The organism is Streptomyces sp. NPDC043854, assembly GCF_056436005.1.
Map to the genome: position 1 here is coordinate 1 of NZ_JBWKDK010000037.1, position 26,119 is coordinate 26,119.

General features: G+C 72.5%; 29 protein-coding genes. 14 read left to right on the top strand and 15 right to left on the bottom strand.

The annotated features are described in order from the left end of the window. Positions 1-133: 133 nt before the first annotated feature. The gene (gene sodN, locus AC068A_RS27365) at positions 134-529 is read right to left on the bottom strand and encodes a superoxide dismutase, Ni (protein WP_403565683.1); all 396 of its coding nucleotides are present in this window, start codon (positions 527-529) and stop codon (positions 134-136) included. 183 nt (positions 530-712) lie between these two features. Here sodN and sodX point away from each other — a divergent pair, with 183 nt between their 5' ends. After that, the gene (sodX, locus tag AC068A_RS27370) at positions 713-1,138 is read left to right on the top strand and encodes a nickel-type superoxide dismutase maturation protease (RefSeq protein WP_478588909.1); all 426 of its coding nucleotides are present in this window, start codon (positions 713-715) and stop codon (positions 1,136-1,138) included. Here the strand turns inward: sodX and AC068A_RS27375 are convergent. From AC068A_RS27375 to AC068A_RS27390, 4 genes are all read right to left on the bottom strand, one after another. Continuing rightward, positions 1,042-1,671: a CGNR zinc finger domain-containing protein gene (locus AC068A_RS27375; RefSeq protein WP_478588910.1), complete on the bottom strand. Its 630-nt coding sequence runs from the start codon at positions 1,669-1,671 to the stop codon at positions 1,042-1,044. The genes sodX and AC068A_RS27375 overlap by 97 nt on opposite strands. A 272-nt stretch (positions 1,672-1,943) precedes the next feature. Further along, a complete protein-coding gene (locus AC068A_RS27380; protein ID WP_308428408.1) occupies positions 1,944-2,708 on the bottom strand; it encodes an amino acid ABC transporter ATP-binding protein in 765 nt (254 codons plus the stop codon). Further along, a complete protein-coding gene (locus tag AC068A_RS27385; RefSeq protein WP_478588911.1) occupies positions 2,708-3,649 on the bottom strand; it encodes an amino acid ABC transporter permease in 942 nt (313 codons plus the stop codon). The genes AC068A_RS27380 and AC068A_RS27385 overlap by 1 nt, the downstream gene beginning before the upstream one ends. Before the next feature lie 58 nt (positions 3,650-3,707). Further along, positions 3,708-4,670 (bottom strand): ABC transporter substrate-binding protein, encoded by a 963-nt coding sequence (locus AC068A_RS27390; protein ID WP_478588912.1) that lies wholly within the window; start codon positions 4,668-4,670, stop codon positions 3,708-3,710. A 525-nt stretch (positions 4,671-5,195) separates the two neighbouring features. Between AC068A_RS27390 and AC068A_RS27395 the strand changes: the two genes are divergently transcribed. The 4 genes from AC068A_RS27395 to AC068A_RS27410 all read left to right on the top strand — a co-directional run bounded on the left by AC068A_RS27395 (position 5,196) and on the right by AC068A_RS27410 (position 8,694). After that, positions 5,196-6,398, top strand: a complete 1,203-nt coding sequence (locus AC068A_RS27395) for an NAD(P)-dependent malic enzyme (protein ID WP_478588913.1) — start codon at positions 5,196-5,198, stop codon at positions 6,396-6,398. A 478-nt stretch (positions 6,399-6,876) separates the two neighbouring features. Beyond that, positions 6,877-7,839: a zinc-binding dehydrogenase gene (locus AC068A_RS27400; RefSeq protein ID WP_478588914.1), complete on the top strand. Its 963-nt coding sequence runs from the start codon at positions 6,877-6,879 to the stop codon at positions 7,837-7,839. Between the two features lie 85 nt (positions 7,840-7,924). After that, positions 7,925-8,134, top strand: a complete 210-nt coding sequence (locus AC068A_RS27405; RefSeq protein ID WP_054220957.1) for a helix-turn-helix domain-containing protein — start codon at positions 7,925-7,927, stop codon at positions 8,132-8,134. Beyond that, positions 8,134-8,694 (top strand): Clp protease N-terminal domain-containing protein, encoded by a 561-nt coding sequence (locus AC068A_RS27410; protein ID WP_478588915.1) that lies wholly within the window; start codon positions 8,134-8,136, stop codon positions 8,692-8,694. Before AC068A_RS27405 ends, AC068A_RS27410 begins: the two co-directional genes overlap by 1 nt. A gap of 82 nt (positions 8,695-8,776) precedes the next feature. Here AC068A_RS27410 and AC068A_RS27415 read toward each other — a convergent pair whose 3' ends face one another. From AC068A_RS27415 to AC068A_RS27425, 3 genes are all read right to left on the bottom strand, one after another. Next, positions 8,777-9,718: a PadR family transcriptional regulator gene (locus AC068A_RS27415; RefSeq protein ID WP_478588916.1), complete on the bottom strand. Its 942-nt coding sequence runs from the start codon at positions 9,716-9,718 to the stop codon at positions 8,777-8,779. Position 9,719: 1 nt separating this feature from the next. Continuing rightward, complete coding sequence (locus tag AC068A_RS27420; protein WP_478588917.1) at positions 9,720-10,637, bottom strand: DUF4097 family beta strand repeat-containing protein; 918 nt, start codon at positions 10,635-10,637, stop codon at positions 9,720-9,722. A 223-nt stretch (positions 10,638-10,860) separates the two neighbouring features. Continuing rightward, positions 10,861-11,796, bottom strand: a complete 936-nt coding sequence (locus tag AC068A_RS27425) for a LysR family transcriptional regulator (RefSeq protein WP_478588918.1) — start codon at positions 11,794-11,796, stop codon at positions 10,861-10,863. A gap of 208 nt (positions 11,797-12,004) precedes the next feature. Here AC068A_RS27425 and snpA point away from each other — a divergent pair, with 208 nt between their 5' ends. Further along, on the top strand, positions 12,005-12,676 hold the full coding sequence (gene snpA / locus AC068A_RS27430; RefSeq protein ID WP_478588919.1) for a snapalysin: 672 nt from the start codon (positions 12,005-12,007) through the stop codon (positions 12,674-12,676). A gap of 91 nt (positions 12,677-12,767) precedes the next feature. Here snpA and AC068A_RS27435 read toward each other — a convergent pair whose 3' ends face one another. The 5 genes from AC068A_RS27435 to AC068A_RS27455 form a co-directional block, all read right to left on the bottom strand. Then, positions 12,768-12,998, bottom strand: a complete 231-nt coding sequence (locus AC068A_RS27435; RefSeq protein ID WP_478588920.1) for a hypothetical protein — start codon at positions 12,996-12,998, stop codon at positions 12,768-12,770. 61 nt (positions 12,999-13,059) lie between these two features. Continuing rightward, entirely contained in the window at positions 13,060-13,644 is a 585-nt protein-coding gene (locus AC068A_RS27440; RefSeq protein ID WP_478588921.1) for a dihydrofolate reductase family protein, read from the bottom strand. A gap of 70 nt (positions 13,645-13,714) precedes the next feature. Then, a complete protein-coding gene (locus AC068A_RS27445) occupies positions 13,715-14,323 on the bottom strand; it encodes a GNAT family N-acetyltransferase (RefSeq protein ID WP_478588922.1) in 609 nt (202 codons plus the stop codon). Between the two features lie 182 nt (positions 14,324-14,505). Continuing rightward, a complete protein-coding gene (locus AC068A_RS27450) occupies positions 14,506-15,570 on the bottom strand; it encodes a family 2 encapsulin nanocompartment cargo protein polyprenyl transferase (RefSeq protein WP_478588923.1) in 1,065 nt (354 codons plus the stop codon). A gap of 40 nt (positions 15,571-15,610) precedes the next feature. Next, on the bottom strand, positions 15,611-17,017 hold the full coding sequence (locus AC068A_RS27455) for a family 2B encapsulin nanocompartment shell protein (RefSeq protein ID WP_478588924.1): 1,407 nt from the start codon (positions 17,015-17,017) through the stop codon (positions 15,611-15,613). A 234-nt stretch (positions 17,018-17,251) separates the two neighbouring features. Between AC068A_RS27455 and AC068A_RS27460 the strand changes: the two genes are divergently transcribed. From AC068A_RS27460 to AC068A_RS27475, 4 genes are all read left to right on the top strand, one after another. After that, positions 17,252-17,710: an RrF2 family transcriptional regulator gene (locus AC068A_RS27460; protein WP_478588925.1), complete on the top strand. Its 459-nt coding sequence runs from the start codon at positions 17,252-17,254 to the stop codon at positions 17,708-17,710. A 155-nt stretch (positions 17,711-17,865) separates the two neighbouring features. After that, on the top strand, positions 17,866-19,062 hold the full coding sequence (locus AC068A_RS27465; protein ID WP_478588926.1) for a globin domain-containing protein: 1,197 nt from the start codon (positions 17,866-17,868) through the stop codon (positions 19,060-19,062). Positions 19,063-19,214: 152 nt separating this feature from the next. Further along, positions 19,215-19,805, top strand: a complete 591-nt coding sequence (locus tag AC068A_RS27470) for an N-acetylmuramoyl-L-alanine amidase (protein WP_478588927.1) — start codon at positions 19,215-19,217, stop codon at positions 19,803-19,805. A gap of 107 nt (positions 19,806-19,912) precedes the next feature. Then, positions 19,913-20,851 (top strand): 1-aminocyclopropane-1-carboxylate deaminase/D-cysteine desulfhydrase, encoded by a 939-nt coding sequence (locus tag AC068A_RS27475; RefSeq protein ID WP_478588928.1) that lies wholly within the window; start codon positions 19,913-19,915, stop codon positions 20,849-20,851. Between the two features lie 16 nt (positions 20,852-20,867). Here the strand turns inward: AC068A_RS27475 and AC068A_RS27480 are convergent, their stop codons facing one another. Then, positions 20,868-22,448, bottom strand: a complete 1,581-nt coding sequence (locus AC068A_RS27480) for a Na+/H+ antiporter (RefSeq protein WP_478588929.1) — start codon at positions 22,446-22,448, stop codon at positions 20,868-20,870. Between the two features lie 75 nt (positions 22,449-22,523). Here AC068A_RS27480 and AC068A_RS27485 point away from each other — a divergent pair, with 75 nt between their 5' ends. From AC068A_RS27485 to AC068A_RS27495, 3 genes are all read left to right on the top strand, one after another. After that, positions 22,524-22,784, top strand: coding sequence for a UBP-type zinc finger domain-containing protein (locus tag AC068A_RS27485; RefSeq protein ID WP_478588930.1), 261 nt, complete (start codon positions 22,524-22,526; stop codon positions 22,782-22,784). A 204-nt stretch (positions 22,785-22,988) separates the two neighbouring features. Next, a complete protein-coding gene (locus AC068A_RS27490; RefSeq protein WP_030291315.1) occupies positions 22,989-23,402 on the top strand; it encodes an ATP-binding protein in 414 nt (137 codons plus the stop codon). Between the two features lie 17 nt (positions 23,403-23,419). Further along, on the top strand, positions 23,420-24,424 hold the full coding sequence (locus AC068A_RS27495; protein WP_478588966.1) for an RNA polymerase sigma factor SigF: 1,005 nt from the start codon (positions 23,420-23,422) through the stop codon (positions 24,422-24,424). 88 nt (positions 24,425-24,512) lie between these two features. Here the strand turns inward: AC068A_RS27495 and AC068A_RS27500 are convergent, their stop codons facing one another. Then, complete coding sequence (locus AC068A_RS27500; RefSeq protein WP_478588931.1) at positions 24,513-24,944, bottom strand: hypothetical protein; 432 nt, start codon at positions 24,942-24,944, stop codon at positions 24,513-24,515. A 121-nt stretch (positions 24,945-25,065) separates the two neighbouring features. On the opposite strand from AC068A_RS27500, the gene AC068A_RS27505 reads away from it, so the two are divergent. After that, positions 25,066-26,031, top strand: a complete 966-nt coding sequence (locus tag AC068A_RS27505; protein WP_478588932.1) for a diacylglycerol/lipid kinase family protein — start codon at positions 25,066-25,068, stop codon at positions 26,029-26,031. The last annotated feature ends 88 nt before the right edge of the window (positions 26,032-26,119 follow it).

Consider the following 26,119-nt stretch of genomic DNA (forward strand, 5'->3'; position numbering starts at 1 on the left):
GAAAGAAGAGAAAAACAGCGGAGAGTCAAGCGCAGCCCGCGGCGCCCAGCCCCCGAGCCCCACCCCCGCGGCGGCGCCCGCGGCCAACCCCCCGCGCCCCCCCCCCCCCTCCGGCGTCATGGTGAGGGCTGCCTCAGGCGGCCTTGGTCTCCCAGAAGATGCGGTCGATCTCGGCGATGAGGTCGAGGGCCTTCTGGCCGGTCGCCGGGTCGTGGGACGCCTTGGCGGCCGAGAGGGCCTTCAGGGTGTCGTTGACCAGGGTGTGCAGCTGCGGGTACTTCTCGAAGTGCGGCGGCTTGAAGTAGTCGCTCCACAGCACGGAGACGTGGTGCTTGGCGAGCTCGGCGCGCTGCTCCTTGATGGTGATGGCGCGGGCGCGGAAGTCGGGGTCCTCGTTTGCCTGGTACTTCTCCTGGACGGCCTTGACCGACTCGGCCTCGATGCGGGCCTGGGCAGGGTCGTACACGCCGCACGGCAGGTCGCAGTGGGCGGAGACCTTCGCCTTGGGGGCGAAGAGGCGGGAAAGCATGGAGATTCTCCTCCTCGTGATCGTCTTCTCAGGAGGGGAGCGTACTCCGTGGGAATGCGGATTTCGCGAGCGGCCCCGTGGGCTTGGGACAAAAGTCCGGGGCGGGTCGCGCCGTGGTGGGTGAATGTACGGCGGGGTGCGGCAGCATGCCCGGTGAGGGATGAGCGGGCGAGGAGGTCGCGGATGGCGGGCAGGACGGCGGGCAGGGGCCGCTCCCGGTTCGAGGTGCTGGAGGTGTCGGGGCCGTCGATGGCGCCGACCCTGCTGCACGGCGACCGGCTGGTGGTGCGGTACGGGGCTGCCGTCCGGCCGGGTGACGTGGTGGTGCTGCGCCACCCGTTCCAGCAGGACCTGCTGGTGGTCAAGCGGGCGGTGGAGCGGCGGCCGGGCGGCTGGTGGGTGCTCGGGGACAACCCGTTCAACGAGACCGGCGACAGCACCGACTACGGGGCGGTGCCCGAGGACCTGGTGCTGGCGACGGCGGTACTGCGGTTCCGGCCGCGCCCGGAGGATCAGAGTTCGCTGAGGGCGCGGCTGTCCTGGGCGGTCTCGGCGCTGCGGCCGCTGTGGGCGGACGCATCGGCCTCCAGCCGCTTGCGGGCGCGGTAGGCGGCGACGTTCGCCCGGGTGGCGCAGCGGTCGGAGCAGTAGCGCCGGGAGCGGTTGGTGGAGGTGTCCAGGTAGGCGTTGCGGCAGGGCGGTGCCTGGCACAGGCCGAGGCGGTCGGGGCCGTGCTGGGTGAGGTGGAACGCCAGGCCGAAGGACGCGATGGCCGCGTAGCCGGCGGAGGCGTTGGAGGGGTGGTCGGCGAGGTGGATGTGCCACTTGGGGGTGCCGTCCTCGTCCAGGGTCTCGTGGCCGGAGACCTGGGGGCTGACCGGGAACTCCATGAGCAGGGAGTTGAGCAGGTCGACGGCGAGGACGTGGTCGCCGCTGTCGGCGGCCTCGAAGACGGCGCGCAGCCTGCCGCGGACGTTGCGGAAGCGGGTCACGTCGGTGTCGGTGACCCGGCGGGCCATCTGCGTGCTGGCGCCGAAGAGGGCGCGCACGGCCTCGACCGAGGTGAGCGCGTCCTTGTTGCGGGCCGGCTCCTCGGTGTTGACCAGGCGCACGGCAAAGTCCGAGTAATGGGCCAGTTCCACTTGTAGTCCTTACGGATGCGGATGAGGTCTCGGGTAACGGCTGCTACGCATTCGAGGGTATTACGAGTGGAGGGGTCCGCGGTGCCGCGCACGACGACCGACCGGCAGGCCCGGCAGGAGGGCCGGGACCGTCGGCAGGAGGCGCAGCCGACCACATGCCCGGCGCCTCGGCCCCGCGGATCGACGAGGCCGACCGCGCCACGACATGCGGGAGGGGCGGTACGGGAATCCGTACCGCCCCTCCCGGCGTGTCGGGCAGCGGCCCGGCCGGCTCAGAGCACCTTGGACAGGAACGCCTTCGTCCGGTCGTGCTGCGGGTTGCCCAGGACGTCGCGCGGGTGGCCGGACTCGACCACGACACCGCCGTCCATGAAGACGAGGTTGTCGCCGACCTCGCGGGCGAAGCCCATCTCGTGCGTGACCACGACCATGGTCATGCCCGACTCGGCCAGGTCCCGCATGACGTCGAGGACGTCACCGACGAGCTCGGGGTCGAGCGCCGAGGTGGGCTCGTCGAAGAGCATCAGCTTCGGCTCCATGGCCAGCGCGCGGGCGATCGCCACACGCTGCTGCTGGCCGCCGGAGAGCTGGGAGGGGTAGTTCCCGCCCTTGTCGCCGAGGCCGACCCGGTCGAGCAGCTTGATGGCGCGCTCGCGGGCCACCGCCTTGGACTCGCGCTTGACCATCACCGGCGCTTCCATGACGTTCTCGATGGCCGTCATGTGCGGGAAGAGGTTGAAGCGCTGGAAGACCATGCCGATGTCCCGGCGCTGGGCCGCGACCTCGCTGTCCTTCAGCTCGTAGAGCTTGTCGCCCTTCTGGCGGTAGCCGACGAGCTGGCCGTCGACGTACAGCTTGCCGCCGTTGACCTTCTCCAGGTGGTTGATGCACCGGAGGAAGGTCGACTTGCCGGAGCCCGAGGGGCCGATCAGGCAGAACACCTCACGCGGGGCGACCTCCAGGTCGATGCCCTTGAGGATGTGCGCAGCGCCGTAGGACTTGTGGACGCCCTCGGCCTTCACCATGGCAGTCGTCATCAGGCCACCGCCTTGCGGTTCGAGAAGCGGGAGAGGTTCGCCTTGAGCTTCTGCCACGGCGTGGGCGGCAGGGCGCGCAGCGCACCGCGGGCGTAGTGCCGCTCCAGGTAGTACTGGCCGATCGAGAAGACGCTGGTCAGTGCCAGGTACCAGATCGAGGCGACGAAGAACATCTCCATGACCGCGAACGAGGTGGACGCGATGTCCTGGGCGGCCCGCAGCAGGTCGAAGTACTGCACCGCCACGACCAGCGACGAGGTCTTGAGCATGTTGATGAACTCGTTGCCCGTCGGCGGGACGATCACGCGCATGGCCTGCGGGAGGACCACACGGCGCATGGTCTGCGTCTGGGTCATGCCCAGGGCGTGCGAGGCCTCGGTCTGGCCCTCGTCGACGGACTGGATGCCGGCCCGGACGATCTCCGCCATGTACGCGCCCTCGTTCAGGCCGAGGCCCAGCAGGGCGGCCAGGAACGGCGTCATGACCTGGGTCATCTCGTCCTTGTAGAACCCGAGGTTCAGGATCGGGAAGATCAGGGCGAGGTTGAACCAGATGAGGAGCTGGACGTAGACCGGGGTACCGCGGAAGAACCAGATGTAGAACCAGGCGATCGTGCTGGTCACGGGGTTCTTCGAGAGCCGCATCACGGCGAAGACGACACCGAGGACCAGGCCCAGCGCCATCGAGGCGATGCTGATCCAGATGGTGTTGCCCAGACCCTTGAGGATCGTGGGGTCGAACATCTTCTCGGGCACGGTGGCCCAGCGCACGTTGCCCTCGGAGAAGGCGTAGACGAGCGCCGCGGCGAGGGCGAGGACGACCACGGCGCTGATCCACCGGCCGTAGTGGCGCACCGGGATGGCGCGGATCGCCTCATGGGGGACGGCCCCGGCCGGCGGGTTGTCCGCCGGGCCGGAGGCCTTGTCGAGCTTGTCAGTCACAGTGACTGCCCTTCGATGGTGCAAGGAAGACGAAGTACGAGGGGAGTACTCCGCAGGGTCACTGGCCGGCGTTGACCTTGGCCTCGGTCACGGCACCGGAGCCCGCGTTCCACTTGTCCAGGGCGGCCTTGTAGGTGCCGTCCTTGATGATCGCGTCCAGCGCTTCCTTCAGCGCGTCGCGCAGCTGGGTGTTCTTCTTGTCCACGGCGATGCCGAAGAGGCCGGCGTCGGTCGGGTCGGCGATCGCCTCGAAGTCGTTGCCGCCGCCCGCGGTCTTCGCGATGTACGCGGCGACCGGGGAGTCGTTCAGGTCGGCGGCGGCGCCGCCGGCCTTCACGCGGGTCTGGGCCTCGGCGTCGGTCGGGAAGGACTCGATGGAGAGCTCGCCCTTGCCGTCCGTCTTGCACTTCTCGGCCAGGTCCTTGGCGGCCTGCTCGTAGGTGGTGCCGCGCTGGACGGCGACCTTCTTGCCGCACAGGTCGGCGAGGGTCTTGAGGCCCTCCGGGTTGCCCTTCTTGACCAGCAGGGCGGTGGAGGAGGAGAAGTAGTCGACGAAGTCGACGCCCGCACCGGTCTTGTTGCCCTTGTCGTCCAGGCCCTCCTGGCGGGCCTTGGTGTCGGTCAGCGAGGACATGACCACGTCGCTGCGGCCGGTCTGCATGCTGCCGATCAGGGTGTCGAAGGTGCCGGACTCGAACTTGAACTGCACGCCGAGCTGCTTGCTCAGGGCCGCCGCCACGTCGGGGTCCACGCCGACGATCTTGCCGCCCTCGGTGAACTCCATCGGGGCGTACGTCGCGTCCGTACCGACCTTGATCACGCCCGCGTCCTGGATCTTCTTCGGCAGCTTGGCGAAGAGCGGGGCGGAGCTGTTCGCGGCCTGGCCCGACGGGGCCGTGGAGGCCTTGTCGGTCTGGTCGCCGCAACCGGTCAGGATCAGGGCGCCGGCGACCGCGATCGCGCCGACCGCGGCAATCCGGGACCGGGCGGCGGTCGTACGACGGGTGGTGCTTGCGGTCATGAGCTGGTTCCTCCGGCTGACTGGGCAAAAGCAAGCGAGAGCGGTCGGGCACGCACCTTCGAGTGTCGCGACCTCGTGTGATTCCGCATCTTGCCATTCGGACTGACGCATTCAGGCAGTTCGTCAGGTCAAAATCGGATAACGGGTGTCCCGGAGTGTCCAACAGCCCTGCGGAGAGCAGGGCCGCGAACCGAAGAAACCGCCGTGACCTGGCCTTTTTGATGGATTATTTGCGGCGCGTCTCGCCAAATGGACAGACCCGTTTGGACCTTTCGCCGAAATCGGGACAAGAGACCTCCAGACCCGCCGGAAGTGACTCGTCTGGGTGAGTGTTCTTCGGGTACAACGGATCCTTACACCCCTCATCCGGGGCTCAGGGCGCGCGTGCGGCGCGCCCCGCGCGTACGAGCCTCCCCTTCGCGGAGACGGGCCAACCGTCGATGCGGAGTACGTACGCGGTGCCCGCCCACCCCTTAACCAGGAGTGGCCACCCTCAACGACAGAAGACTTAAGGGGTCTAGAACAGTGGCAGCGGAGATCGTCAATCCTCGCAGCGACAGCGATACGGACAACAACCCGGACGCGGTGTTCGCACTGCACCGGGGCGGCAAGATGGCCATCCAGGCCACGGTGCCGGTCCAGAACAAGGACGACCTGTCCCTCGCCTACACGCCCGGCGTGGCAAAGGTCTGCACCGCGATCGCGGAGCGGCCCGAGCTGGTCGACGAATACACCTGGAAGTCCAACGTGGTCGCCGTCGTCACCGACGGCACGGCCGTGCTCGGACTCGGCGACATCGGGCCCGAGGCCTCCCTTCCGGTGATGGAAGGCAAGGCCATCCTCTTCAAGCAGTTCGGTGGTGTGGACGCGGTTCCGATCGCACTCGCCACCAAGGACACGGACGAGATCGTCGACACCGTCGTCCGCCTCGCGCCCTCCTTCGGGGGGGTGAACCTGGAGGACATCTCGGCGCCGCGCTGCTTCGAGATCGAGCGCCGCCTCCAGGAGGCGCTCGACATCCCGATCTTCCACGACGACCAGCACGGCACGGCCATCGTGACGCTGGCCGCCCTGCGCAACGCCGCCAAGCTCACCGGGCGCACGCTCGGCGACCTGCGCGCCGTGATCTCGGGCTCGGGCGCGGCGGGCATCGCCATCGCCAAGATCCTCGTGGACGCGGGCATCGGCGACGTGTGCGTCACCGACCGCAAGGGCGTCGTGTCCGCCGGCCGCGGCGACCTGACGGACGTCAAGGCCGAGATCGCGGGCCTGACCAACAAGTCCGGGCTCACCGGTTCGCTGGAGCAGGCGCTGGCCGGCGCGGACGTGTTCATCGGCGTCTCGGGCGGCACCGTGCCCGAGGAGGCCGTGGCCTCCATGGCGAAGGACTCCTTCGTCTTCGCCATGGCCAACCCGAACCCGGAGGTCCACCCGGACGTCGCGCACAAGTACGCGGCGGTCGTGGCCACGGGCCGCTCGGACTTCCCGAACCAGATCAACAACGTGCTGGCCTTCCCGGGCATCTTCGCGGGCGCCCTGAAGGTCCGCGCCAGCCGGATCACCGAGGGCATGAAGATCGCCGCCGCCGACGCCATCGCCGGTGTCGTGGGTGACGAGCTCGCCGCCGACCACGTGATCCCGTCGCCGTTCGACGAGCGAGTCGCCGACGCGGTGGCGGCCGCGGTGGCGGCTGCCGCCAGGGCCGACGGCGTGGCCCGCCTGGGCTGACCGTACCGCTGTGCGTGAAGGGGCCCGGCCGGAGTGATCCGGCCGGGCCCCTTCACGTGCGGGCCCACCCGCGGGCGCACCCTCCCGGCCCCCGAACCGGGAGGGGTCGCGCCGCGTCGGCGAGTCGTGCGAGGCAAGCCTCGGAAGAGGAGAACAACGGATGTCAGGCTCATGACCAGCCGCTGCCCGGCCTGAATACTACCCCTCCCCCAGGCCTGATCTTGCCGTTCCGCTTATCGCTTCCCGTGACCCAAGACCGCAGGTACAGCCCGTAGTTGAATGCATGACGGACAGTTCCGTTACTGATCCGGGTGCCGGCTGTTCACCACCTTCCCGGACGCAGCGGGATACCGCCTCGGTTCCCGGCTGCGCCCCGCGGCCGAACCCGCCCCCGGGGCCGGCCGGTGCGACGAAGACCTCACCGACCGGACGCACGTCAAGGCTGGCCCCTCGGCCTACCGGGCGGTAGCGTCGCGGCATGTTCGCTGCCTACGCCGCCCGAATCGACCGTGACCAGCCGCTGAGCGGCCTTGAGCTGGGCGAGCGCCCGGCCCCCGAGGCCCGCCCCGGCTGGGTGACCGTGAACGTCAAGGCCGCCTCCCTCAACCACCACGACCTCTGGTCGCTGCGCGGAGTCGGCCTCGGCGAGGACAAACTCCCGATGATCCTCGGCTGCGACGCCGCCGGCGTCGACCAGGACGGCAACGAGGTCGTCCTGCACTCCGTGATCGGCCAGAGCGGGCACGGCGTCGGACCGGACGAGCCCCGGTCGATCCTGACGGAGCGCTACCAGGGCACGTTCGCCGAGCAGGTGACCGTCCCCGCGTGGAACGTGCTGCGCAAGCCCGCCGAGCTGTCCTTCGAGGAGGCCGCCTGCCTGCCGACGGCCTGGCTGACGGCGTACCGGATGCTCTTCACCAACGCGGGCGTGCGGCCCGGCGACTCGGTCCTGGTCCAGGGCGCGGGCGGCGGGGTCGCCACCGCGGCCATCGCCCTGGGCAAGGCGGCCGGCCTGCGGGTGTTCGCCACCAGCCGCGACGAGGCCAAGCGCAGGCGGGCCGTGGAACTGGGCGCCGTGGAGGCCTTCGAGCCGGGTGCACGGCTGCCGCACCGGGTGGACGCGGTGATCGAGACGGTCGGGGCGGCCACCTGGTCGCACTCGGTGAAGTCCCTGCGCCCGGGCGGCACCCTGGTCATCTCGGGTGCCACGAGCGGCGACCGCCCGGCGCACGCCGAGCTGACCCGGATCTTCTTCCTGGAGCTCAAGGTGGTCGGCTCCACGATGGGCTCCAAGGACGAGCTGGAGGACCTGCTGTCGTTCTGCGCGGCGACCGGGCTGCGGCCGGTGATCGACGAGGTGCTGCCGCTGGACCGGGCCCGGGAGGGCTTCGAGCGGCTCGCGTCGGGGGACCTCTTCGGCAAGGTCGTCCTGACCGTGTAGCCGGCTCCGGGCGCGGCCGCGGGAACCGGCGCCGCTTGTCAATCACGGTTGACGCCCCTTCGGGTGTCAACCTACATTGACATGCATGACGGAAGCGACCGATCTCGCCGAGCGGGCCGGCGACCGCGACCCCCGGGTGGGGCTGCGCGCCGTGGCCGCGCTCCGGCGGCTGCTGGAGCAGCTGGAAGCCGTACAGGTACGCAGTGCCCGCGCACAGGGGTGGTCCTGGCAGGAGATCGCGGCCGAGCTGGGCGTCAGCCGGCAGGCCGTGCACAAGAAGCACGGGAGGGCCTGATGTTCGAACGCTTCACGCGGGACGCCCGGGACATCGTGATCGGCGCCGTGGCCGAGGCCCGGCGGTCCGGGGAGGCCACGGTCACCGAGGAGCACCTGCTGCGGGCGCTCCTGGAGCAGGGCGCACTGGACCCGCTCGGCGTGGACCGGACCGCCGTGGCCGCGGACCTGGCCGCGGCCCGCCGCCGGGGCGGCCTGACCCGCGCCGACCAGGAGGCCCTCGCCGGCCTCGGGATCGACCTCGCCGAGATCGTCTCCCGCGTCGAGGAGGTCCACGGGGCGGGCGCGCTCGCCTCGGCCGCACCGCGGCGGCGGACCCTGGGGTCCGCGCTGCGCTCGGCCCTCGGCCGCCCCGGGCCGGCGAAACGCCACGTCCCCTTCGGCGAGGGCGCCAAGAAGACCCTCGAAGAGGCCCTGCGCATTGCGCTCGGCCGCCGCGAGAACCACCTCACCGCCCTGCACCTGCTGCTCGCCCTGCTCTCCCGGCCGGGCACGGCCGCCGAGGTGCTGGCCGACCACGGCATCACCTACGCGGCGGCCGAGGCGGCTTCGGCCGCCTGAGCGGCGCCCCGCAGGGGCGCGGGGAACCGCGCGACCAGCCCCCACCCGCCAGCCGCGTCCCCAACCTCACTGGGCAATACAGCTAGCGGACCGGCTTCAGGACGGCCGCGATGTGGGCGGCCGCGGCCGCCAGGCGGGCCCGGGCCTCGGCCAGCTGGTCCCGGGTGACGCCGTGGTCGCGGGCCGCGTCGCGGATGTCGTCGCGGAAGCGGTCCAGCAGCCGGTCCAAGTCGCGGGCCGGGTCGCCGGTGGGCGCGAGGTCCTCGGCCCAGCGCGGGTGCGGGCCGGCGGCCGGGGCGGCGGTGGCGTCGGCGTCCGCGGTGGTGGTGGCGGTGGCCGCCCCGGACATGCCGGACGCGCCGGATGCGCCGCTCGTGGTGCCGCCCAGCCAGCTCCCGGCCAGGCTGCCGAGGACGCCGCCGGACCTCGCGAACTGCTCCTGGAGCTGGCTCGCGATCCGCATGACCTCCTCTCGGGCCCGCTCCTGCGCCTCCTTGGCCTGGCGGCGGGCCTGCTGGGCCTCTTCGCGGGCCCGGCGGCTCTCGTCCTTCGCCCGGCGCGCCTGCTCCTTCCACTCCTGTCTGGCCCGGCGCAGCTCCTCCTTGGCCGCCGCCCAGGACTCGTCCTCCACGCGGGTCGCCGAGGCGGACGCCGCCGCCTGCATCTCGCGCCGCAGGGCGCCGGCCGCACCGCGTACGTCGTCGCGGATCTCGGCGGCCAGTTCGGAGACCGAGTCGCGGATCTCCAGTTCCAGGTCGGCGAGCTCACCGCCGCGGTCGGCCAGTTCGGCGCGGCCGGCGTCGGTGATGGAGTACACCTTCCGCCCGCCCTCGGTGGCGTGCGTGACCAGCCCCTCGGCCTCCAGCTTGGCCAGCCGCGGGTACACCGTGCCCGCGGAGGGCGCGTACAGGCCCTGGAAGCGCTCCTCCAGCAGGCGGATCACCTCGTAGCCGTGGCGCGGGGCCTCGTCCAGGAGCTTGAGGAGGTAGAGGCGGAGACGTCCGTGGGCGAAGACGGGCGGCATGTCAGAGCACCTTCTTGTCGAGCACGAGGGGGGTGGCCGGGGCGTCGGCGGCCGGGCGGCGCAGCAGGGCGATGGAGCCCGAGACGGTGGTGGCCCGCAGGCTGCCGGTGCCCGCGCCCAGGGTTCCGGTGATCCGCTTGGCGCTCATCTGGCCGGAGACCCGCAGGTCCTCGAAGGCGTTGGAGACGCCTCCGGTGGCGGTGTTGGCCTCCACCCGCGCGTCGGCGGGGTGCGGCAGGCGGATCGCGAGCTGGCCGGAGACGGAGTTCAGGGTGATGTCCACGCCGGGGGGCGACGCCGGGTCGGCGTCCAGGTCGATCAGCATGTCGCCGCTGACCGAGTCGGCCCGTACGGTCAGGCCCGCGCCCTCGACCACGGTCAGCCCGCCGGAGACCGAGCGGAAGCCGAGCTCGCCGGTGACGGACTGGGCCTCGACGCCGCCGGAGACGGTGTGCGCGGAGACCCGGCCGGACAGTCCGACCAGGGTGGAGTCCCCAGAGAGGCTGTGGACGTCGGTGCCGCCGCGGATGCCGGAGACCACGGAGGCGGCTCCGGCTGTGGTCAGGTGCACGCGGGTGGCGGCGGGGACGGCGAGGGTGACGGTGGCGCTGCGCTCCCAGGCCTTGCGTCCGCCCTCGTGGGAGCCGGTCCAGGCCTTCCAGGGCTTGGACTCGAGCCACTCCTTGAAGCCCTGCGAGCCGTTCCAGGGGACGTCCTCGTAGGAGACGGTGAGCGTGCCGCCCTCCTGGACCACGTACAGGGGCGGCCCGTCGACCGCGGTCGCCTCCAGGCGGGCGGGGCCCTCGTCGGCGACGACGTTGACCGTGCCGCCGACGAGGCGGACGCGCAGCTCGGTCACCGGCTCGTCGAAGGCGAGCTTCTGCGGTTCACCCACCGACCACGTCTTCTGCTCTGCCATGGCGTCGCTCCTCCTCCGGTACGGACACAGCACGCAACATATCGCGTCTTCTGGATAACACGATATATCGCGGTCGGGGGAAGTCAAGACCGCGGCGCCGCTCGCGATCCGCGGCGGCGGCTCACGACGCACGGCATGCCGAAGCGCCCGGCGCCGGTCCGCGGCGGCGGGCGTGTGCCAGGGGGTGATCGAGAAGCGCCGGGGTGCCCGAAGCGGGGGCGGGTTACGAGGCGGCCAGGAGGGGGCTCGCGTGGTGGCGCAGCCAGGCCCGGTAGGGCGGGGCGCTCAGGGCGGCCTCGCGGTAGGCGGCGCGGAGGTCCTCGTAGGCCTCGGCGTGCTCGCCGGGCCGGGTCGCCAGCAGCAGCCGCACGGCCAGGGGGTCGCCGGCCAGCGGCCGGATCGCCATGTCGGTGCGCGGCCCGGAGGTGGGCTGGCAGGGGGCCACGGCCTCGCCGGAGACGATCAGCGAGGACGCGGTGTGGTAGTCGGCGTGCAGGACGGGCGGGTCGACCCCGGCCTCGGCGAACGCCCGCCGCAGGCCGTCCCATTCGCCGTCCACGGAGGGGTCGACGGTCCACCGGTCCTCGGCGAGGTCGCGCAGGTCGACCACCGGCCGGGCGGCCGCCGGGTGGTCCGGGGACATCGACACGAACTGCGGCTCCCGCTCCATCAGGACCCGGACCTGAAGGCCGGCCGGCACCCGCAGCGGGCTGCCCTCCACCTCGTGCACGAACGCCACGTCCAGCTGACCCGAGGCCGTCATCCGCAGCAGGGCGTTCGGGGACACGTCCACGACCAGCGAGGTCTCGGTGTCGGGCCAGCGCCGGTGCAGCCGGCGCAGCCAGCCGGGCAGGGCGCGGCTGGCCGTCGAGCCGATGCGCAGCCGCGGCCCGCGGGCCGTCGCCCGGGCCTCGGCGACGAGGGCGGCCATGCCGTCGACGAGCGGGCGGGCCCGGCCGAGGACGGTGCGGCCGAAAGGGGTGGGTCGGCATCCGGTCCGTTCCCGCAGGAACAGCTCGCCGTCCAGGGCGCGTTCGATACGGCGCAGCTGGGTCGTCAGGGAGGGCTGGCTCACGCCGAGCTGCCGCGCCGCCTTGTGCAGACTGCCGGCGTCGGCGATGGCGCACAGCGCGCGCAGGTGCCTCACCTCGAGCTCCATGTCCCGAGGGTAGGGCGGGCCCTGCGCACTTCACCAGCCACTGACACCCCATCGAATCACGCCATTCTCAAGGGAGTTGGCCTGTCGACAGGCTCGCGATAGGGCGGTGCTATCGCTGGCTGACATCATCCGCCGGCCCCTCCGGCTCCCTCAGACTCCGGTACCGAACGACCCACCCCCCACACCGGATTGAGTAGGAGCCCCCCACATGCGCCACTCCCGCATGCCCCGGAAGAGCCTGTCGGCCGCCGTCGTCGGCCTGGCCCTCGCCGCCGCCCTCGGCGGTGTCGTCCCCACCGCCGGCGCCGCCTCCGCCCCGGCCGCCGGCAGCGCCGAGACCTACGCCGCGTACGAGCGTTCGCAGGAGAACCAGGCCGCCAACAAGGCGTTCTTCGACGCCGTGCAGCGCTCGGTGGCCGAGCAGCGCGCCGCGAACCCGGGCGCCCTGGTCGTGACCGTCACGTACAACACCCGCAACGCACCGAGCTTCCGAACGCAGATCGCCCGCTCCACGCAGATATGGAACAGCTCGGTGACGAACGTGAAGCTGCAGGAGGTCTCCTCCGGCGGGAGCTTCTCGTACCGCGAGGGCAACGACCCGCGCGGCTCGTACGCCAGCACGGACGGCCACGGCCGCGGCTACATCTTCCTCGACTACCGGCAGAACCAGATCTACAACTCCACCCGCGTGACCTCGCACGAGACCGGCCACGTGCTGGGCCTGCCGGACCACTACTCGGGCCCCTGCTCCGAGCTGATGTCGGGCGGCGGGCCGGGCACCTCGTGCACGAACGCCTACCCGAACAGCACCGAGCGGGCCCGGGTGAACCAGCTGTGGGCCAACGGGTTCGCCGCCTCGGGCCTGGGCACGAAGGGCTGACACCCGGCAGCACGAAGCGGGGGCCGCCACCCGGGTCCTTCCGGGGCCTTCCGGGATTTCCGGGACGGCGGCACCCTGCACCGGCCCGGGGCTAGGTCAGACTGCCGGCCTCGGGCGCGTACTCCGGGCAGTCCGGGTTCCGGCAAGGGCCCGGCACCCATTCCGGGATGAAGATCCCGAGCGCTTTGCGCCGCCGGACGAGCGTCTCGACGGGGCGCCCGCAGGCCGGGCACGTGCGCTGCTCGTGCCCGGCGTGCGGGGCGACCACCGCGGGCGTGTGCGGCGGCGGGTGGCGCTCGGAGTGTCGCTGTTCACCGGCCATACCTCCACGGTAGGCCGGTTCCGTGCGTTCGGCGGGCTCGCGGGCCCGCCGGTCCGCGGGTTCAGCGCTTGCGCGCGTACGTGGCGATCGTCTGGCCGCCGCCGTAGGCCGTGAAGCCGGTCAGCTCCAGCGCCCGCAGCCCGAAGCCGGCGCGGGACATCGGCATGCCGGAACCGAGGAACACGGGGTAGGTCTTGACGACGAACTCGTCGATCTCCTCGACCAGCTGCCCTGCCAGGTCGGCGCCGCCGCAGAGCCAGATGCCGAGGCCCGGCTCCTCCTTCAGCTCGCGCACCCGCGCCACGATGTCGCCGCTGATCACCTTCACCGCCGGGTCGGGCGCGGTGGTGAGCGACCGGGAGACCACGTACTGGTCGAGGTGCGCGTACGGGCTGGTGAACCCGACTTTGAGCCCCGGTTCGTAGGTGCCGCGGCCCATCACGACGGTGTCGAAGTGGCGGGCCCGGAAGTCCTCGGGGATGCCGAACATCGCGTGGGCGGGCGTGGGCAGGGTCTCGGGGTACTCCGCCGCGAGGGCGGCCGTGTACTCGGGGTCCAGCCACTGGTTGAGGAAGTCGGCATCGCCGTCCGCGGCTCCGATGAAGCCGTCGACGGACGTGGCGATGAAGTACGTGAGCTTGCGCAAGCGGGTCTCTTTCGTCGGCGGGTGCCACCGCTCCGGGGCACGTCAAACAAAGTACTCCACTTGAAGTGATTCAGGCAAGCGGCTGCGGCTTGCGCCACATCGGCCACATCGGCGGCCCGTCCGGCAGCCGCACCGCCTCGCCCGTGAACTCCCAGCCCAGCCGCTCGTACAGCCGCATGCTGCGCTCGCTGCTCGCCTCCAGGTACGCCGGGACGCCCTCCCGGTCGCAGCGGTCCAGGACCGGCCGCATCAGCCCGGTCCCCAGCCCCCGGCCCTGCCGCCCCGGGGCGACCGCGATCATCAGCAGGTACTCGTGCTCCTCGGCCGTCGGGTGCACCGCCCCCGTGAGCCGGCCGACCAGCTCGCACCGCTCGTTGTCCGGGTCGGCCGCCGCGCGCATGCGGGCCGGGACCTCGTCCTCGGCGGCCCCGCCTTCCGGCTCGCCCGCCGGGACCCGCAGCCACAGGGCCGCCGCCGAGCCGTCCGCGGCGTAGTCGATCCGGCCCTCCTCCAGCGCCACGTCGACGAAGACCCCGAGGAAGGCGCCGTGCACGGCGGCCCGGTGCTCCGGATCCGGGAAGACCCAGCTGCTCACCGGGTCCTCGCGGAACGCCTCGTCGAGCAGCCGCGCCACCGCGTCCCGGTCCGACTGGTCCGCCCGGCGTATCTCCAGCACCACTGGTCACACCCTTCGCTCACGCGTCAACAACCGCAAGCGATCCTAGAGTTGGGCCGACGACGGCAGAAAGCCCTGTTCCGGCACCATGCGGTGCCGGAACAGGGCTTGCGTACCGCTCGTTCCGCGCTACGCGCTACGGGCTACGGGTTACGCGCCCGGCGGGTTCACCGGGTGCGGCGGGTTTACCGGGTGCGGCGCGTGACGAACTCCGCCAGCGCCAGCAGCCCGCCCGCGGCCCCGAGGTCCGGGACCGCCCGCGACAGCTGCTGGACGGCCCGGCCCATCCGGTCCGCGGCGTGGGCCTGCGCCCAGTCCCGCCCGCCGGCCCGCTCCACGGCGTCCGCGGCACGGCGGACGTCGTCCCCGGCCATGGGGCCCGCGTACAGGGCGGCCAGTTCCTCGCCCGCTGCGGTGCCCGAGCCGAGGGCGGCCACGACCGGGAGGGACTTCTTGCGGGCGATCAGGTCGGCCCCGGCGGGCTTGCCCGTGTGGCCGGGGTCCCCCCAGATGCCGAGCAGGTCGTCGATCAGCTGGAAGGCCAGGCCGGCCTCCCGGCCGAAGGCGTCCAGCGCGTCGACCTCGTCCGGCCCGGCGCCGGCGTACAGCGCGCCGAGCGCGCAGGCGCAGCCCAGCAGTGCCCCCGTCTTGGCCGTGGCCATGGCCAGGCACTCGTCGAGGGAGACCTGCGGCCGCTGCTCGAAGGCGCAGTCGGCCTGCTGGCCCGCGCACAGCTCGATCAGGCAGGACGTGAGCCGCGCGGAGGCGGTCGCCGAGGCGGGGTGCGGGTCCTGCGCCAGCAGCCGCAGTGCGAGCGCGGCCATCGCGTCGCCGGTGATGACCGCGTCCGGCAGTCCGAACACGGTCCAGGCCGTGGCCCGCCCGCGCCGCGTCACGTCCTCGTCGATGACGTCGTCGTGCAGCAGCGTGAAGTTGTGCGCCAGTTCCACGGCCGCCGCCGCCCGCACCGCACCGGCGGGCACGCCGCCGGCCGGGCCGTCCCCCTCGCCCCCCAGGGCCCGGGCGGCGGCGAGCACCAGGGCGGGCCGGATGGCCTTGCCCGCGCTGCCCGCGGCCGGGGTGCCGTCCGCGTGCTCCCAGCCGAAGTGGTACATGGCCACGCGGCGCATGGGGCCGGGCAGGCCCTCCAGCGCCCGGCGCAGTTCCGGATCGACCGCCTCTCGTGCCCGTTCCAGCAGGGCTGCGGCCTCCTGCCCCTCGCTGGTCGTGATCGCCTCAGTGGTGCCCATGGCTGCCCCCGATCCCCTGGTGCTCTCCGGCCCCGGCCGCTCAGTGCCGGCGGGCGATCTCGACGTTCTCCAGGATGCCGAGCGCGTCGGGCACCAGTACCGCTGCGGAGAAGTACGCCGTGACGAGGTAGGAGGTGATCGCCTGCTCGCTGATGCCCATGAACCGCACCGACATGCTCGGCTCGATCTCGTCCGGGATGCCGGGCTGGTGCAGGCCGATCACACCGGACTCGTCCTCGCCGGTGCGCATGCAGAGGATGGACGTCGTCCGGGCGCCGCTGATCGGGATCTTGTCGCACGGGAAGACCGGCACGCCGCGCCAGGTGGTGATCCGGGTCCCCTCGACGTCGACCGTATCCGGGTAGAGGCCGCGCTTGTTGCACTCGCGGCCGAAGGCGGCGATGGCCTCGGGGTGGGCGAGGAAGAGCTTGGAGCCGCGCCGCATGCCGAGCAGCCGGTCCATGTCGTCCGGGGTGGGCGCGCCGTCGTGCGGTTGGATGCGCTGGTCGTAGTCGGCGTTGTGGAGGAGGCCGAACTCCGGGTTGTTGACCATCTCGTGCTCTTGGCGCTCGCGCAGCGCCTCGACGGTGAGCCGCAGCTGCTGCTCGGTCTGGTTCATCGGCTGGCTGTAGAGGTCGGCGACGCGGGTGTGCACGCGCAGGACCGTCTGCGCGATGGAGAGTTCGTACTCGCGGGGCCGGGCCTCGTAGTCGACGAAGGTGCCGGGGAGGGCGGGCTCGCCGCGGTGGCCGGCGGAGAGGTCGATGGCGGCCTCGCCGTACGCGTTGGTGCGCCGCTCGGGCTCGGCCCGTACGGACTCCACGTGCCGGCGCAGCGAGTCGGCGCGGTCCGCGAGCAGCCGGAAGTCCCGGCGGGACAGGACGAGGGCGGTGCCGGGGGTCGCGGCGCGCGCGGTGTACTCCCAGACGGCGTCGTCGTCGACGAGGGAGTCCTCGCCGAAGTAGGCGCCGCCGGCGACGGTCCGCAGGACGGCGTCCTCGCCGTAGGGGCCGGGGCCGATCTGGTCGATGCGGCCGTGCGCGAGGAGGAACACCCGGTCGGAGGGGCTGCCGAAGGAGGTCAGCTCCTGGCCGGCCTCGAAGTCGATCTGGCGGCACCGCCGGGCGAGCTCGGCGAGCACGTCCGGGTCCTCGTAGGTGCGCAGCAGCGGGAGCTCGCCGAGCTCGGCGGGGATGACCCGGACCTGCGCCCCGGTCTTGGCGAACTCCACGCGGCCGTCGCCGACGGAGTAGCCGAGCCGGCGGTTCACCCGGTACGTACCGCCCTGGACGGGCACCCACGGGAGCGTCTTCAGGAGCCAGCGGGAGGTGATCTCCTGCATCTGCGGTGCGGACTTGGCCGTGGTTGCCAAGTTCCGTGCGGCCGAGGTCGCGAGACTCTGCCGGGGAGTCCGGGCCTCGGATTCGGAACCTGCCTGGACCGACATGTACATCCCTTTCGATCACTCCACGGATCTGCAGGAGAAGCCTTTCAGCGCGGTGCGCGATGGGACCATTACACAAACGGGTGGACTACGCCGTCGGAGCGCTGGGCACCCTCTGGAGTTGCCCCTCTTCCCACGGACCCCTCCCGGCGCAGCCGCTTTCCGGCCACCGGTCCCGCCCCCGGTCCGCGCCGACCTTAACTTGAATCCAATATGCAAGTTTTCTAGGGTGGCGCCATGCGGCTGACCCGATTCACCGACCTGGCCCTGCGCACCCTGATGCGCCTGGCCGTCGCGGAGGAGGACCTCCCCACCACGCGCGACGTGGCGGCGTCGATGGAGGTCCCGTACACGCACACGGCCAAGGTCGTCGCCCGGCTCCAGCACCTCGGCCTGGTCGAGGCGCGGCGCGGCCGCGGCGGCGGGCTCGCGCTGACCGCGGCCGGACGGGCTGCCTCGGTGGGCGGGGTGGTCCGCGAACTGGAGGGCGCCGGCGACGTCGTGGAGTGCGAGGGCGCCACGCCCTGCCCGCTGCGCGGCGCCTGCATCCTGCGCGGCGCACTGCGCCGGGCGCAGGAGGCGTTCTTCGCGACACTGGACCCGCTGACGGTGAACGACCTGGTCGCGGCACCCACCGGACCCCTCCTGCTGGGCATTTCGGGCAGCGGGGCGGCGGGGCGGGCCGAAAGTCCCTGAGCGCGGGGCCGGATGGCCGGTTCGGACCGGCCGGGCGGGGGCCTACGGTGATGCCGGGCGACGGCCCGAACGGATGTACCCCACACCCGTACACAAAAACTTGCATCTCATATACCAATTAAACCGACCACCCGCACCGAGGCGAGGACCATCTGATGCTTACCGCGAAGTCGGCGGAGACCGTACGCGCCACCCTGCCCGCCGTGGGCGCCGCCATCGGCGACATCACGGAGCTCTTCTACACGAAGCTCTTCGCGGCCCACCCCGAGCTGCTCCGGGACCTGTTCAACCGCGGCAACCAGCACGCCGGCCTCCAGAAGCAGGCCCTCGCCGGCTCCATCGCCGCCTTCGCGACCCACCTCGTCGCCCGGCCCGAGACCCGCCCCGACGTCATGCTGAACCGCATCGCGCACAAGCACGCCTCCCTGGGCGTCACCCGCGAGCAGTACCCGATCGTCCACCGGTACCTCTTCGAGGCGATCGTCGACGTCCTCGGCGAGGCCGTCACCCCCGAGGTCGCCGAGGCCTGGGACGAGGTCTACTGGCTCATGGCCAACGCGCTCATCGCCATCGAGGAGCGGCTCTACGCCGAGCAGCAGGTACTCGCCGGCGGGGTCTGGCGCCCGTGGACGGTCACCGACCGCGTCGCGGAGACAGCCGACTGCACCACCTTCCACCTGGCGCCCGCGGACGGCGGCCCGGCACCCGGCTTCAAGCCCGGCCAGTACGTCTCGGTCCGGGTCGAACTCCCCGACGGCGCCCGCCAGATCCGCCAGTACAGCCTGACCGGCGCGCCCGCCTCGCCGGTGCACACGATCACCGTCAAGCGGATCCACGGCCCCTCCGCCCTCGGCCCCGACGGCGAGGTCTCGAACCACCTGCACGCCCGGGTGGAGGTCGGCGACACCCTCGGCGTGTCGGCCCCGTACGGCGACCTGGTCCTGCGGGACGCCGGGGCCCCGGTGCTGCTCGCCTCCGCCGGCATCGGCTGCACCCCGATGCTGTCGATGCTGGAGCACCTGGCGGAATCCGGGCACACCGCACCGGTCACCGTCCTGCACGCCGACCGCTCCCCCGCCGACCACGCGCTGGGCGCCGACCACCGGGCGCTGGCGCTCAAGCTGTCCGACGGCACCGCCCGGTTCTGGTACGAGGCCGACGCCGGACCCGGCGACGGCGAGGGCCGCATGGACCTGGCCGGCGTACCGGTCGCCCCGGGCACCCAGGCCTACCTGTGCGGGCCGCTGCCCTTCATGCGGGTGGTGCGCGCGCAGCTGCTCGCCAAGGGCGTGCCGGCCTCGGACATCCACTACGAGGTGTTCGGCCCGGACCTGTGGCTGGCCTCGGAGTAACGGCCGTGGCGGGCGGGCCGGTCGGGACGAGTGTCCGGATCGGCTCGCTCGCTGTGCGAAGGCCCTAGCCGCGGAAGGAGCTCCTCCATTACACCGGGTGCAACGAGGAGGCCACGCAAGGTGACCGCCACGCACCCGCAAAGGAGGCGGCCATGGCCGCACCCATGTCAGCGGACCAGTTCATCAACGCACTGCGCAACGAGGGCCTGACCGTCGTCGAGGTCGGCGCCTGGCGCACCCACAACCGCAACCACAAGGGCCCCTGGGGCCCGGTGCACGGGGTGATGATCCACCACACCGTCACCCGCGGCACGGCGAACACCGTCGAGCTCTGCCGGACCGGCGACGAGGACCTGCCCGGTCCCCTCTGCCAGGGCGTCATCACCAAGGACGGCCGGGTCCACCTCGTCGGCTACGGCCGGGCCAACCACGCGGGCGCGGGCGACGCCGACGTCCTGGCGGCCGTCATCGCCGAGAACCGGCTGCCGCCCGACAACCAGGCCAACACCGACGGCAACCGCCACTTCTACGGCTTCGAGTGCGAGAACCTCGGCGACGGCGAGGACCCCTGGCCGGCGGTCCAGCTCGACGCGATGGCCCGCGCGGCGGCCGCGGTGTGCCGGGTGCACGACTGGACCGAGCGCTCGGTCATCGGCCACCTGGAGTGGCGCCCCGGCAAGATCGACCCGAAGGGCTTCACGATGGACTCGTTCCGCGACCGCGTGGCGGAACGCCTGGAGTAGACCCCGCCGGGCGGCCCCCCGGGGCCGCCCACCCCGCCGCCGCCGAGCCCCGCCGCCCGCCCCCGCGAGGGTGCGCCGGCTCGGACGGGCCACCGCACAATGGACGGGTGAACCGGACCGCGAACCCCGACGCCCTCCTGCGGCCCCGCCCGCCGTCCCCGTTGCAGGAGGTCCGTGACGAGCGGTTCGAGCGGCACGGCGTGCGGCTGCTGCTCAAGCGGGACGACCTCGTCCATCCGGAGCTGCCCGGCAACAAGTGGCGCAAGCTCGCGCCCAACCTCCGGGCCGCCCTCGCCGGCGGGTGCCGGGGGCTGGTGACCTTCGGCGGGGCCTACTCCAACCACCTGCGGGCTACCGCCGCGGCCGGGCGGCTGCTCGGGCTCGCGACCACCGGCATCGTGCGCGGCGACGAGCTGGCCGGGCGGCCGCTCAACGAGTCCCTCGCCCGGTGTGCCGCCGACGGGATGCGGCTGCACTTCGTGACCCGGTCCGCGTACCGGCGCAAGGGCGAGGCCGAGGTGGCGCGGCAGCTGATCGCCGGGGCCGGGGCGGCCGGGGCGTACCCCGTCCCCGAGGGCGGCAGCAATGCGCTCGCCCTGCACGGGTGCGCCGAGCTGGGCCGCGAACTGCACGGCGTGTCCGACGTGGTCGCGGTGGCCTGCGGCACCGGCGGGACCCTGGCCGGTCTGGCGGCGGGCCTGGCCCCCGGGCAGCGGGCCCTCGGGGTGCCCGTCCTGGCGGGCGGCTTCCTGGCTGCGGAGATACGTTCCCTCCAGCAGCAGGCCTTCGGCGGGCCGGCCGGCCGCTGGAGCCTGGCCGAAGGCTTCGACCACGGCGGCTACGCCCGCGTCCCGCCCTCCCTGGAGGCCTTCGCCGCGGACTTCGAGGACCGCCACGGCCTCCCCGTCGAGCGGATCTACGTGGCCAAGCTGCTGTGGGCGCTGGCCGAGCTGGCGGCGGCCGGGGCCTTCCCCGCGGGGAGCTCGGTCACGGCCGTCGTCACCGGCCGGCCCGCGGATCCCGGGCCCGTCTCCCCCCTCTCCTAAGGGGCCTCCCCCTCTCCTAAGGGGCCTCCTCGCGGTACGCCGCCGCCTCCTCCAGGTCCAGCCGGCGCAGCAGCGCGCGCAGCATCTCGTCGTCGATCCGCCGCCGGTCGCGCAGGGCCACGAACACCTCGCGCTCGGCCTCGATCATCTCCCGCGCCAGCCGCCGGTAGACGTCGTCCGCGGACTCCCCGGTGAGCGGGTTGACCTCGCCCAGCCGCTCCCACACCGCGTTGCGCCGCCGCTCCAGCACCGTGCGCAGCCGCTCCGCCAGCGGCGGCGGCAGGGCGTTCTCGGGCTCGGCCAGCAGTTCCGCGAGCCGCTCCTCCGCCGCCCGCGAGGCCTCGCTCTGGGCCTGCGCCTCGGCGAGGGTCTGCGCGGTGGCGTCCGGGGCCGGCAGCCGCAGCAGCCGGATCAGCGGCGGCAGGGTGAGCCCCTGCACCACCAGGGTGCCGATCACCGTGGTGAAGGTGAGGAAGAGGATCAGGTCGCGGTGCGGCACGTCCATCGGCACCGAGAAGGCGATGGCCAGCGAGACCACGCCCCGCATCCCCGCCCAGCCCACCACCACCGGCGCCTTCCACGTCGTCTCCGGCTCCCGCTCCCGGATCCGCTCCGAGACCCACCGCGGCACGAAGGTGGCCGGGAACACCCACGCGAACCGGGAGACGACCACCACCAGGAACACCAGGACCGCATACCAGACGGCCGCGGCGCCCTCGTACTCCCCCAGCCCCTGCAGGACCACCGGCAGCTGGAGCCCGATCAGCGCGAAGACCACCGACTCCAGGATGAAGGCGACCATCTTCCACACCGCCTCCTCCTGCAGCCGGGTCGCGAAGTCGACCTGATGGTTGCGGTGCCCGAGGTACAGCGCCACCACGACCACCGCGAGGACGCCCGAGGCGTGCACCCGCTCGGCCGCCGCGTACGCCACGAACGGGATCAGCAGCGACAGGGTGTTCTGCAGCAGCGGCTCCCGCAGCCGGGTACGCAGGTGGTGGATCGGCACCATCAGCACCAGGCCCATGCCGACCCCGCCGACCGACGCCAGCAGGAACTCCGCGATGCCGCCGGCCCAGCCGGCGCCGGCGCCGACCGCGGCGGCCAGCGCCACCTTGTAGGCGGTGATCGCGGTCGCGTCGTTGACGAGGGACTCCCCCTGGAGGATGGTCGTGATCCGGTTCGGCAGCCCGAGGCGCCGGGCGATGGCGGTCGCGGCGACCGCGTCGGGCGGGGCGACCACCGCGCCCAGCACCAGCGCCACCGGCAGCGACAGCCCCGGCACCGCCAGGTACACGGCGTACCCGACCACGAGCGTCGCGAAGAGCACGTACCCGACGGACAGCAGCGCGATCGGCCGGGCGTTCGCCCGCAGGTCCAGGTACGAGCTGTCCACCGCGGCCGTGTGCAGCAGCGGCGGGAGCAGCAGCGGCAGCACGATGTGCGGGTCGAGGACGTACGCCGGCACCCCGGGCACGTACGAGGCCACGAGCCCGCCCGCGACCAGCAGCAGCGGTGCGGGCACCGGCGTCCGGCGTGCGATGCCCGCGACGGCGGCGCTGACCGCGACCAGTGCCACCAGCGGCAAAACCTCCATCGGCAACCCACCCTCGCTCGTCGTGGCTGATCGGACTTCGTCCCGCGGCGCCCGCACGTCAGTACGCTGGCCATCATGAGCGAGTGCACCCACGTTCCCGAACTGCCGCGCCCCGAGCCCGTGCCGACTGCCCAGACCTGCCCCGAATGTCTGGCGCTCGGCAGTCACCCGGTGCAGCTGCGGATGTGCCTGTGGTGCGGGTACGTGGCGTGCTGCGACTCCTCCCCGCACCGGCACGCGACCGCGCACTACCGGAGCACCGGCCATCCGGTGATGCGCAGCTTCGAGCCGGGCGAGACCTGGCGGTGGTGTTTTGTCGACGGTTCGATCGTCTGAGGCGGGGTAGGTCAAACCTCCGCCGGTTCCCCGGATTTGGGCCCGCAGACCCCTAGCCACTGTGCGTACCCGTAGGCGTACCATCTGTCACCGGCCGTAGGCGTGGGTGTCCCGATCGGGCTCCATGAGGGGTGCCGCGACACGATCGCCCGGATCGCGGTAGCGTCACCGGCGAAGAGAGCACGTACCACCTTGGAGGTGAGGGTGTCCCAGATCGCAGGCGAGCCCGGGACCCAGGACTTCGTGGAAGTCCGGCTGCCCGCTGCGGGTGCCTACCTGTCGGTGCTGCGAACGGCCACGGCCGGTCTCGCGGCACGTTTGGACTTCACCCTCGACGAGATCGAGGATCTCCGTATCGCGGTGGACGAGGCCTGCGCGATCCTGCTCCAGCAGGCCGTGCCGGGCTCCGTCCTCAGCTGCGTGTTCCGGCTGGTCGACGACTCGCTGGAGGTGACCGTCTCGGCGCCCACCACGGACGGCCGCGCGCCCGAGCGCGACACGTTCGCCTGGACCGTCCTGTCGGCGCTGGCCGGCAAGGTCGAGTCCACGGTCGAGGAGGACAAGACGGTGAGCATCAGCCTCTACAAACAGCGCGGCGCGGGTCCAGGCCCGGCGTGAGCGGCGGGCAGACCCCGGTGCGGGGCGGGGACCGGCCCCGGGTACGGCACGAGGTCGACGGCGGCATCCCGGAGCAGCAGCACGCCCGGCCCCACCCGGCTGACGCGGATGCGGAACACGGCTTTTTGGACTCGGCGGAGCGACGGGCGGGCCCCATGAGCGAGAACCAGCACAAAGAACCACAGGCGTCGCAGCCACCCGCGGCCGCCGACACGGCGGAGGGCCTGGAGCTGGATGCGGACGCGGCGCTGCCGCCGCTGCCGGATCCGCGCGACCGCAGCGGCGCGCGGGCCCTGTTCGTCGAGCTGCGGGCGCTGCCCGACGGTTCGCCGGAGAAGGCGGAGCTGCGCAACCGGCTCGTCCGGATGCACCTGCCGCTGGTCGAGCACCTGGCCCGGCGGTTCCGCAACCGCGGCGAGCCGCTCGACGACCTGACCCAGGTCGCGACGATCGGCCTGATCAAGTCGGTGGACCGGTTCGACCCGGACCGCGGGGTCGAGTTCTCCACGTACGCGACACCCACCGTGGTCGGGGAGATCAAGCGGCACTTCCGCGACAAGGGCTGGGCGGTACGGGTCCCCCGGCGCCTCCAAGAGCTGCGGCTCTCGCTGACCACGGCCACGGCCGAGCTGTCCCAGCAGCACGGCCGCTCCCCCACGGTCCACGAGCTGGCCGAGCGGCTGGGGATCTCGGAGGAGGAGGTACTGGAGGGGCTGGAATCGGCCAATGCCTACAGCACGCTCTCCCTGGACGTCCCGGACACCGACGACGAATCGCCGGCGGTCGCGGACACCCTGGGCGCGGAGGACGAGGCGCTGGAGGGCGTCGAGTACCGCGAGTCGCTCAAGCCGCTGCTGGAGGGGCTGCCCCCGCGGGAGAAGCGGATCCTGCTGCTGCGGTTCTTCGGCAACATGACGCAGTCGCAGATCGCGCAGGAGGTCGGCATCTCCCAGATGCACGTCTCCCGACTGCTGGCCCGCACCCTGGCCCAGCTCCGCGAAAAGCTCTTGGTGGAGGAGTAGCCGCCCCCGCTGACGGTCGACCGCCGCCCCGCCCGGCGATCGACCCGACGGGGTGCGGGCCCGCTGCGCCCCGGAGGCGGTCGAGTCCCTAGGAGGCCGTCTTTCCGATTCTCAGGGCTTCGGTTGCCGTCGGGTTCACCAGCAGGGCCACCACCGCGACGGCGGTCGCGGCCAGCGCCACGGCGGCGGCGATCATCGCGCCGCCCGTGGAGTACAGGGTCCAGGCCACCGGCAGCGCCATCAGCTGCGTGATCAGCGCGGGCCCGCGGCTCCAGCGCCGGGCCAGGCGCAGCCCGCGGGCGGCGATCAGGGGCAGGGCGGCGAGCGCGAGCAGCGTCAGCCCGCCCGTCTCGGCCTGCTGCGGGGAGTCGGGGTCGCCGGCGATCCCGACGATCAGCATGGAGATGCCCAGGCCGGCGAGCGCCAGGCCTTGGAGGGCGGTGAGCGCGGCGGCGGCGGTGAGCCGGCCGGGCAGCGGGGCGGTCGGCTTGTCCGGGGCGGGGGTGGGCTTCGTACTCACCCCTGCAGGGTAGCCGCGCGGCCGGTCCGGCGGCGGGGCCGGGGCCGACGGCCGGGCGGGGCGGGCGGGCAGTGGGCGGGCAGTATGGGACCGGTGTGAACGGGTCGGTAGGCTGGCGGTCATGCGTGCACTCCTCGTGGCCAACCCAGCAGCGACGACCACCAGTGCGCGCACGCGCGACGTCCTGATCCACGCCCTGGCCAGCGAGATGAAGCTGGAGGCGGTGACCACCGAGTACCGGGGGCACGCGCGGGACCTGGGCCGACGGGCGGCCGAGAGCGGCCTCGACCTCGTGGTGGCGCTGGGCGGCGACGGCACCGTCAACGAGGTGGTCAACGGGCTGCTGCACGACGGCCCCGATCCGGAGCGGCTGCCGCGGCTGGCGGTGGTGCCGGGCGGTTCGACGAACGTGTTCGCCCGTGCGCTCGGCCTGCCCAACGATGCGGTGGAGGCGACGGGCGCCCTGCTGGACGCGCTGCGCGAGCACCGCGAGCGCACCGTGGGCCTGGGTCTGGCGGCGGGCGTCCCCGGCTCGGAGGACGAGTCGGTCCCGGCCCGCTGGTTCACCTTCTGTGCGGGCTTCGGTTTCGACGCGGGTGTGGTGGGGCGGGTCGAGCAGCAGCGGGAGCGCGGCAAGCGTTCGACGCACGCCCTCTACGTGCGGCAGCTGATGCGCCAGTTCTGGGAGGAGCCGAACCGGCGGCGCGGCACGGTGACGCTGGAGCGTCCTGGCGCGGATCCGGTGACGGACCTGGTGCTGTCCATAGTCTGCAACACCTCGCCGTGGACCTACCTGGGCAATCGGCCCCTGTACGCGTCTCCGGAGGCCTCGTTCGACACCGCACTTGACGTGTTGGCGCTCAGCCGTTTGTCAACTCCGGCGGTCGCGCGCTACGCCACACAGCTCCTGACCTCGACTCCTGAGCGCGGCCCGCACGGCAAGCATGCCGTGTCTCTGCACGATCTGACCGACTTCACCTTGCATTCGAAGGTGCCGCTCCCGTTCCAGATGGACGGAGACCATCTCGGATTGCGGACCAGCGTTCAGTTCACAGGCGTTCGCCGTGCACTGCGTGTGATTGTGTGAGTAGAAGGCCCCAAAGTCCTTTCAGTCGAACGTTTACGCGCCAGTCCACCCTAAGGATGTAGGGCTGTGACCTAGTAGACACCGACGA

Bases quoted from the DNA above. Each gene is read 5' to 3' on its own strand.
- AC068A_RS27410 (WP_478588915.1), top strand. From the start codon at position 8,134: ATGTTCGAACGCTTCACGCGGGACGCCCGGGACATCGTGATCGGCGCC.
- AC068A_RS27505 (WP_478588932.1), top strand. From the start codon at position 25,066: ATGCGTGCACTCCTCGTGGCCAACCCAGCAGCGACGACCACCAGTGCG.
- AC068A_RS27380 (WP_308428408.1), bottom strand. From the start codon at position 2,708: ATGACGACTGCCATGGTGAAGGCCGAGGGCGTCCACAAGTCCTACGGC.
- AC068A_RS27465 (WP_478588926.1), top strand. From the start codon at position 17,866: ATGCTTACCGCGAAGTCGGCGGAGACCGTACGCGCCACCCTGCCCGCC.
- snpA (WP_478588919.1), top strand. From the start codon at position 12,005: ATGCGCCACTCCCGCATGCCCCGGAAGAGCCTGTCGGCCGCCGTCGTC.
- AC068A_RS27435 (WP_478588920.1), bottom strand. From the start codon at position 12,998: ATGGCCGGTGAACAGCGACACTCCGAGCGCCACCCGCCGCCGCACACG.
- AC068A_RS27450 (WP_478588923.1), bottom strand. From the start codon at position 15,570: ATGGGCACCACTGAGGCGATCACGACCAGCGAGGGGCAGGAGGCCGCA.
- AC068A_RS27485 (WP_478588930.1), top strand. From the start codon at position 22,524: ATGAGCGAGTGCACCCACGTTCCCGAACTGCCGCGCCCCGAGCCCGTG.
- AC068A_RS27425 (WP_478588918.1), bottom strand. From the start codon at position 11,796: ATGGAGCTCGAGGTGAGGCACCTGCGCGCGCTGTGCGCCATCGCCGAC.
- AC068A_RS27400 (WP_478588914.1), top strand. From the start codon at position 6,877: ATGTTCGCTGCCTACGCCGCCCGAATCGACCGTGACCAGCCGCTGAGC.
- AC068A_RS27455 (WP_478588924.1), bottom strand. From the start codon at position 17,017: ATGTCGGTCCAGGCAGGTTCCGAATCCGAGGCCCGGACTCCCCGGCAG.
- AC068A_RS27420 (WP_478588917.1), bottom strand. From the start codon at position 10,637: ATGGCAGAGCAGAAGACGTGGTCGGTGGGTGAACCGCAGAAGCTCGCC.
- AC068A_RS27390 (WP_478588912.1), bottom strand. From the start codon at position 4,670: ATGACCGCAAGCACCACCCGTCGTACGACCGCCGCCCGGTCCCGGATT.
- sodX (WP_478588909.1), top strand. From the start codon at position 713: ATGGCGGGCAGGACGGCGGGCAGGGGCCGCTCCCGGTTCGAGGTGCTG.
- AC068A_RS27405 (WP_054220957.1), top strand. From the start codon at position 7,925: ATGACGGAAGCGACCGATCTCGCCGAGCGGGCCGGCGACCGCGACCCC.
- AC068A_RS27415 (WP_478588916.1), bottom strand. From the start codon at position 9,718: ATGCCGCCCGTCTTCGCCCACGGACGTCTCCGCCTCTACCTCCTCAAG.
- AC068A_RS27480 (WP_478588929.1), bottom strand. From the start codon at position 22,448: ATGGAGGTTTTGCCGCTGGTGGCACTGGTCGCGGTCAGCGCCGCCGTC.
- AC068A_RS27460 (WP_478588925.1), top strand. From the start codon at position 17,252: ATGCGGCTGACCCGATTCACCGACCTGGCCCTGCGCACCCTGATGCGC.
- sodN (WP_403565683.1), bottom strand. From the start codon at position 529: ATGCTTTCCCGCCTCTTCGCCCCCAAGGCGAAGGTCTCCGCCCACTGC.
- AC068A_RS27470 (WP_478588927.1), top strand. From the start codon at position 19,215: ATGGCCGCACCCATGTCAGCGGACCAGTTCATCAACGCACTGCGCAAC.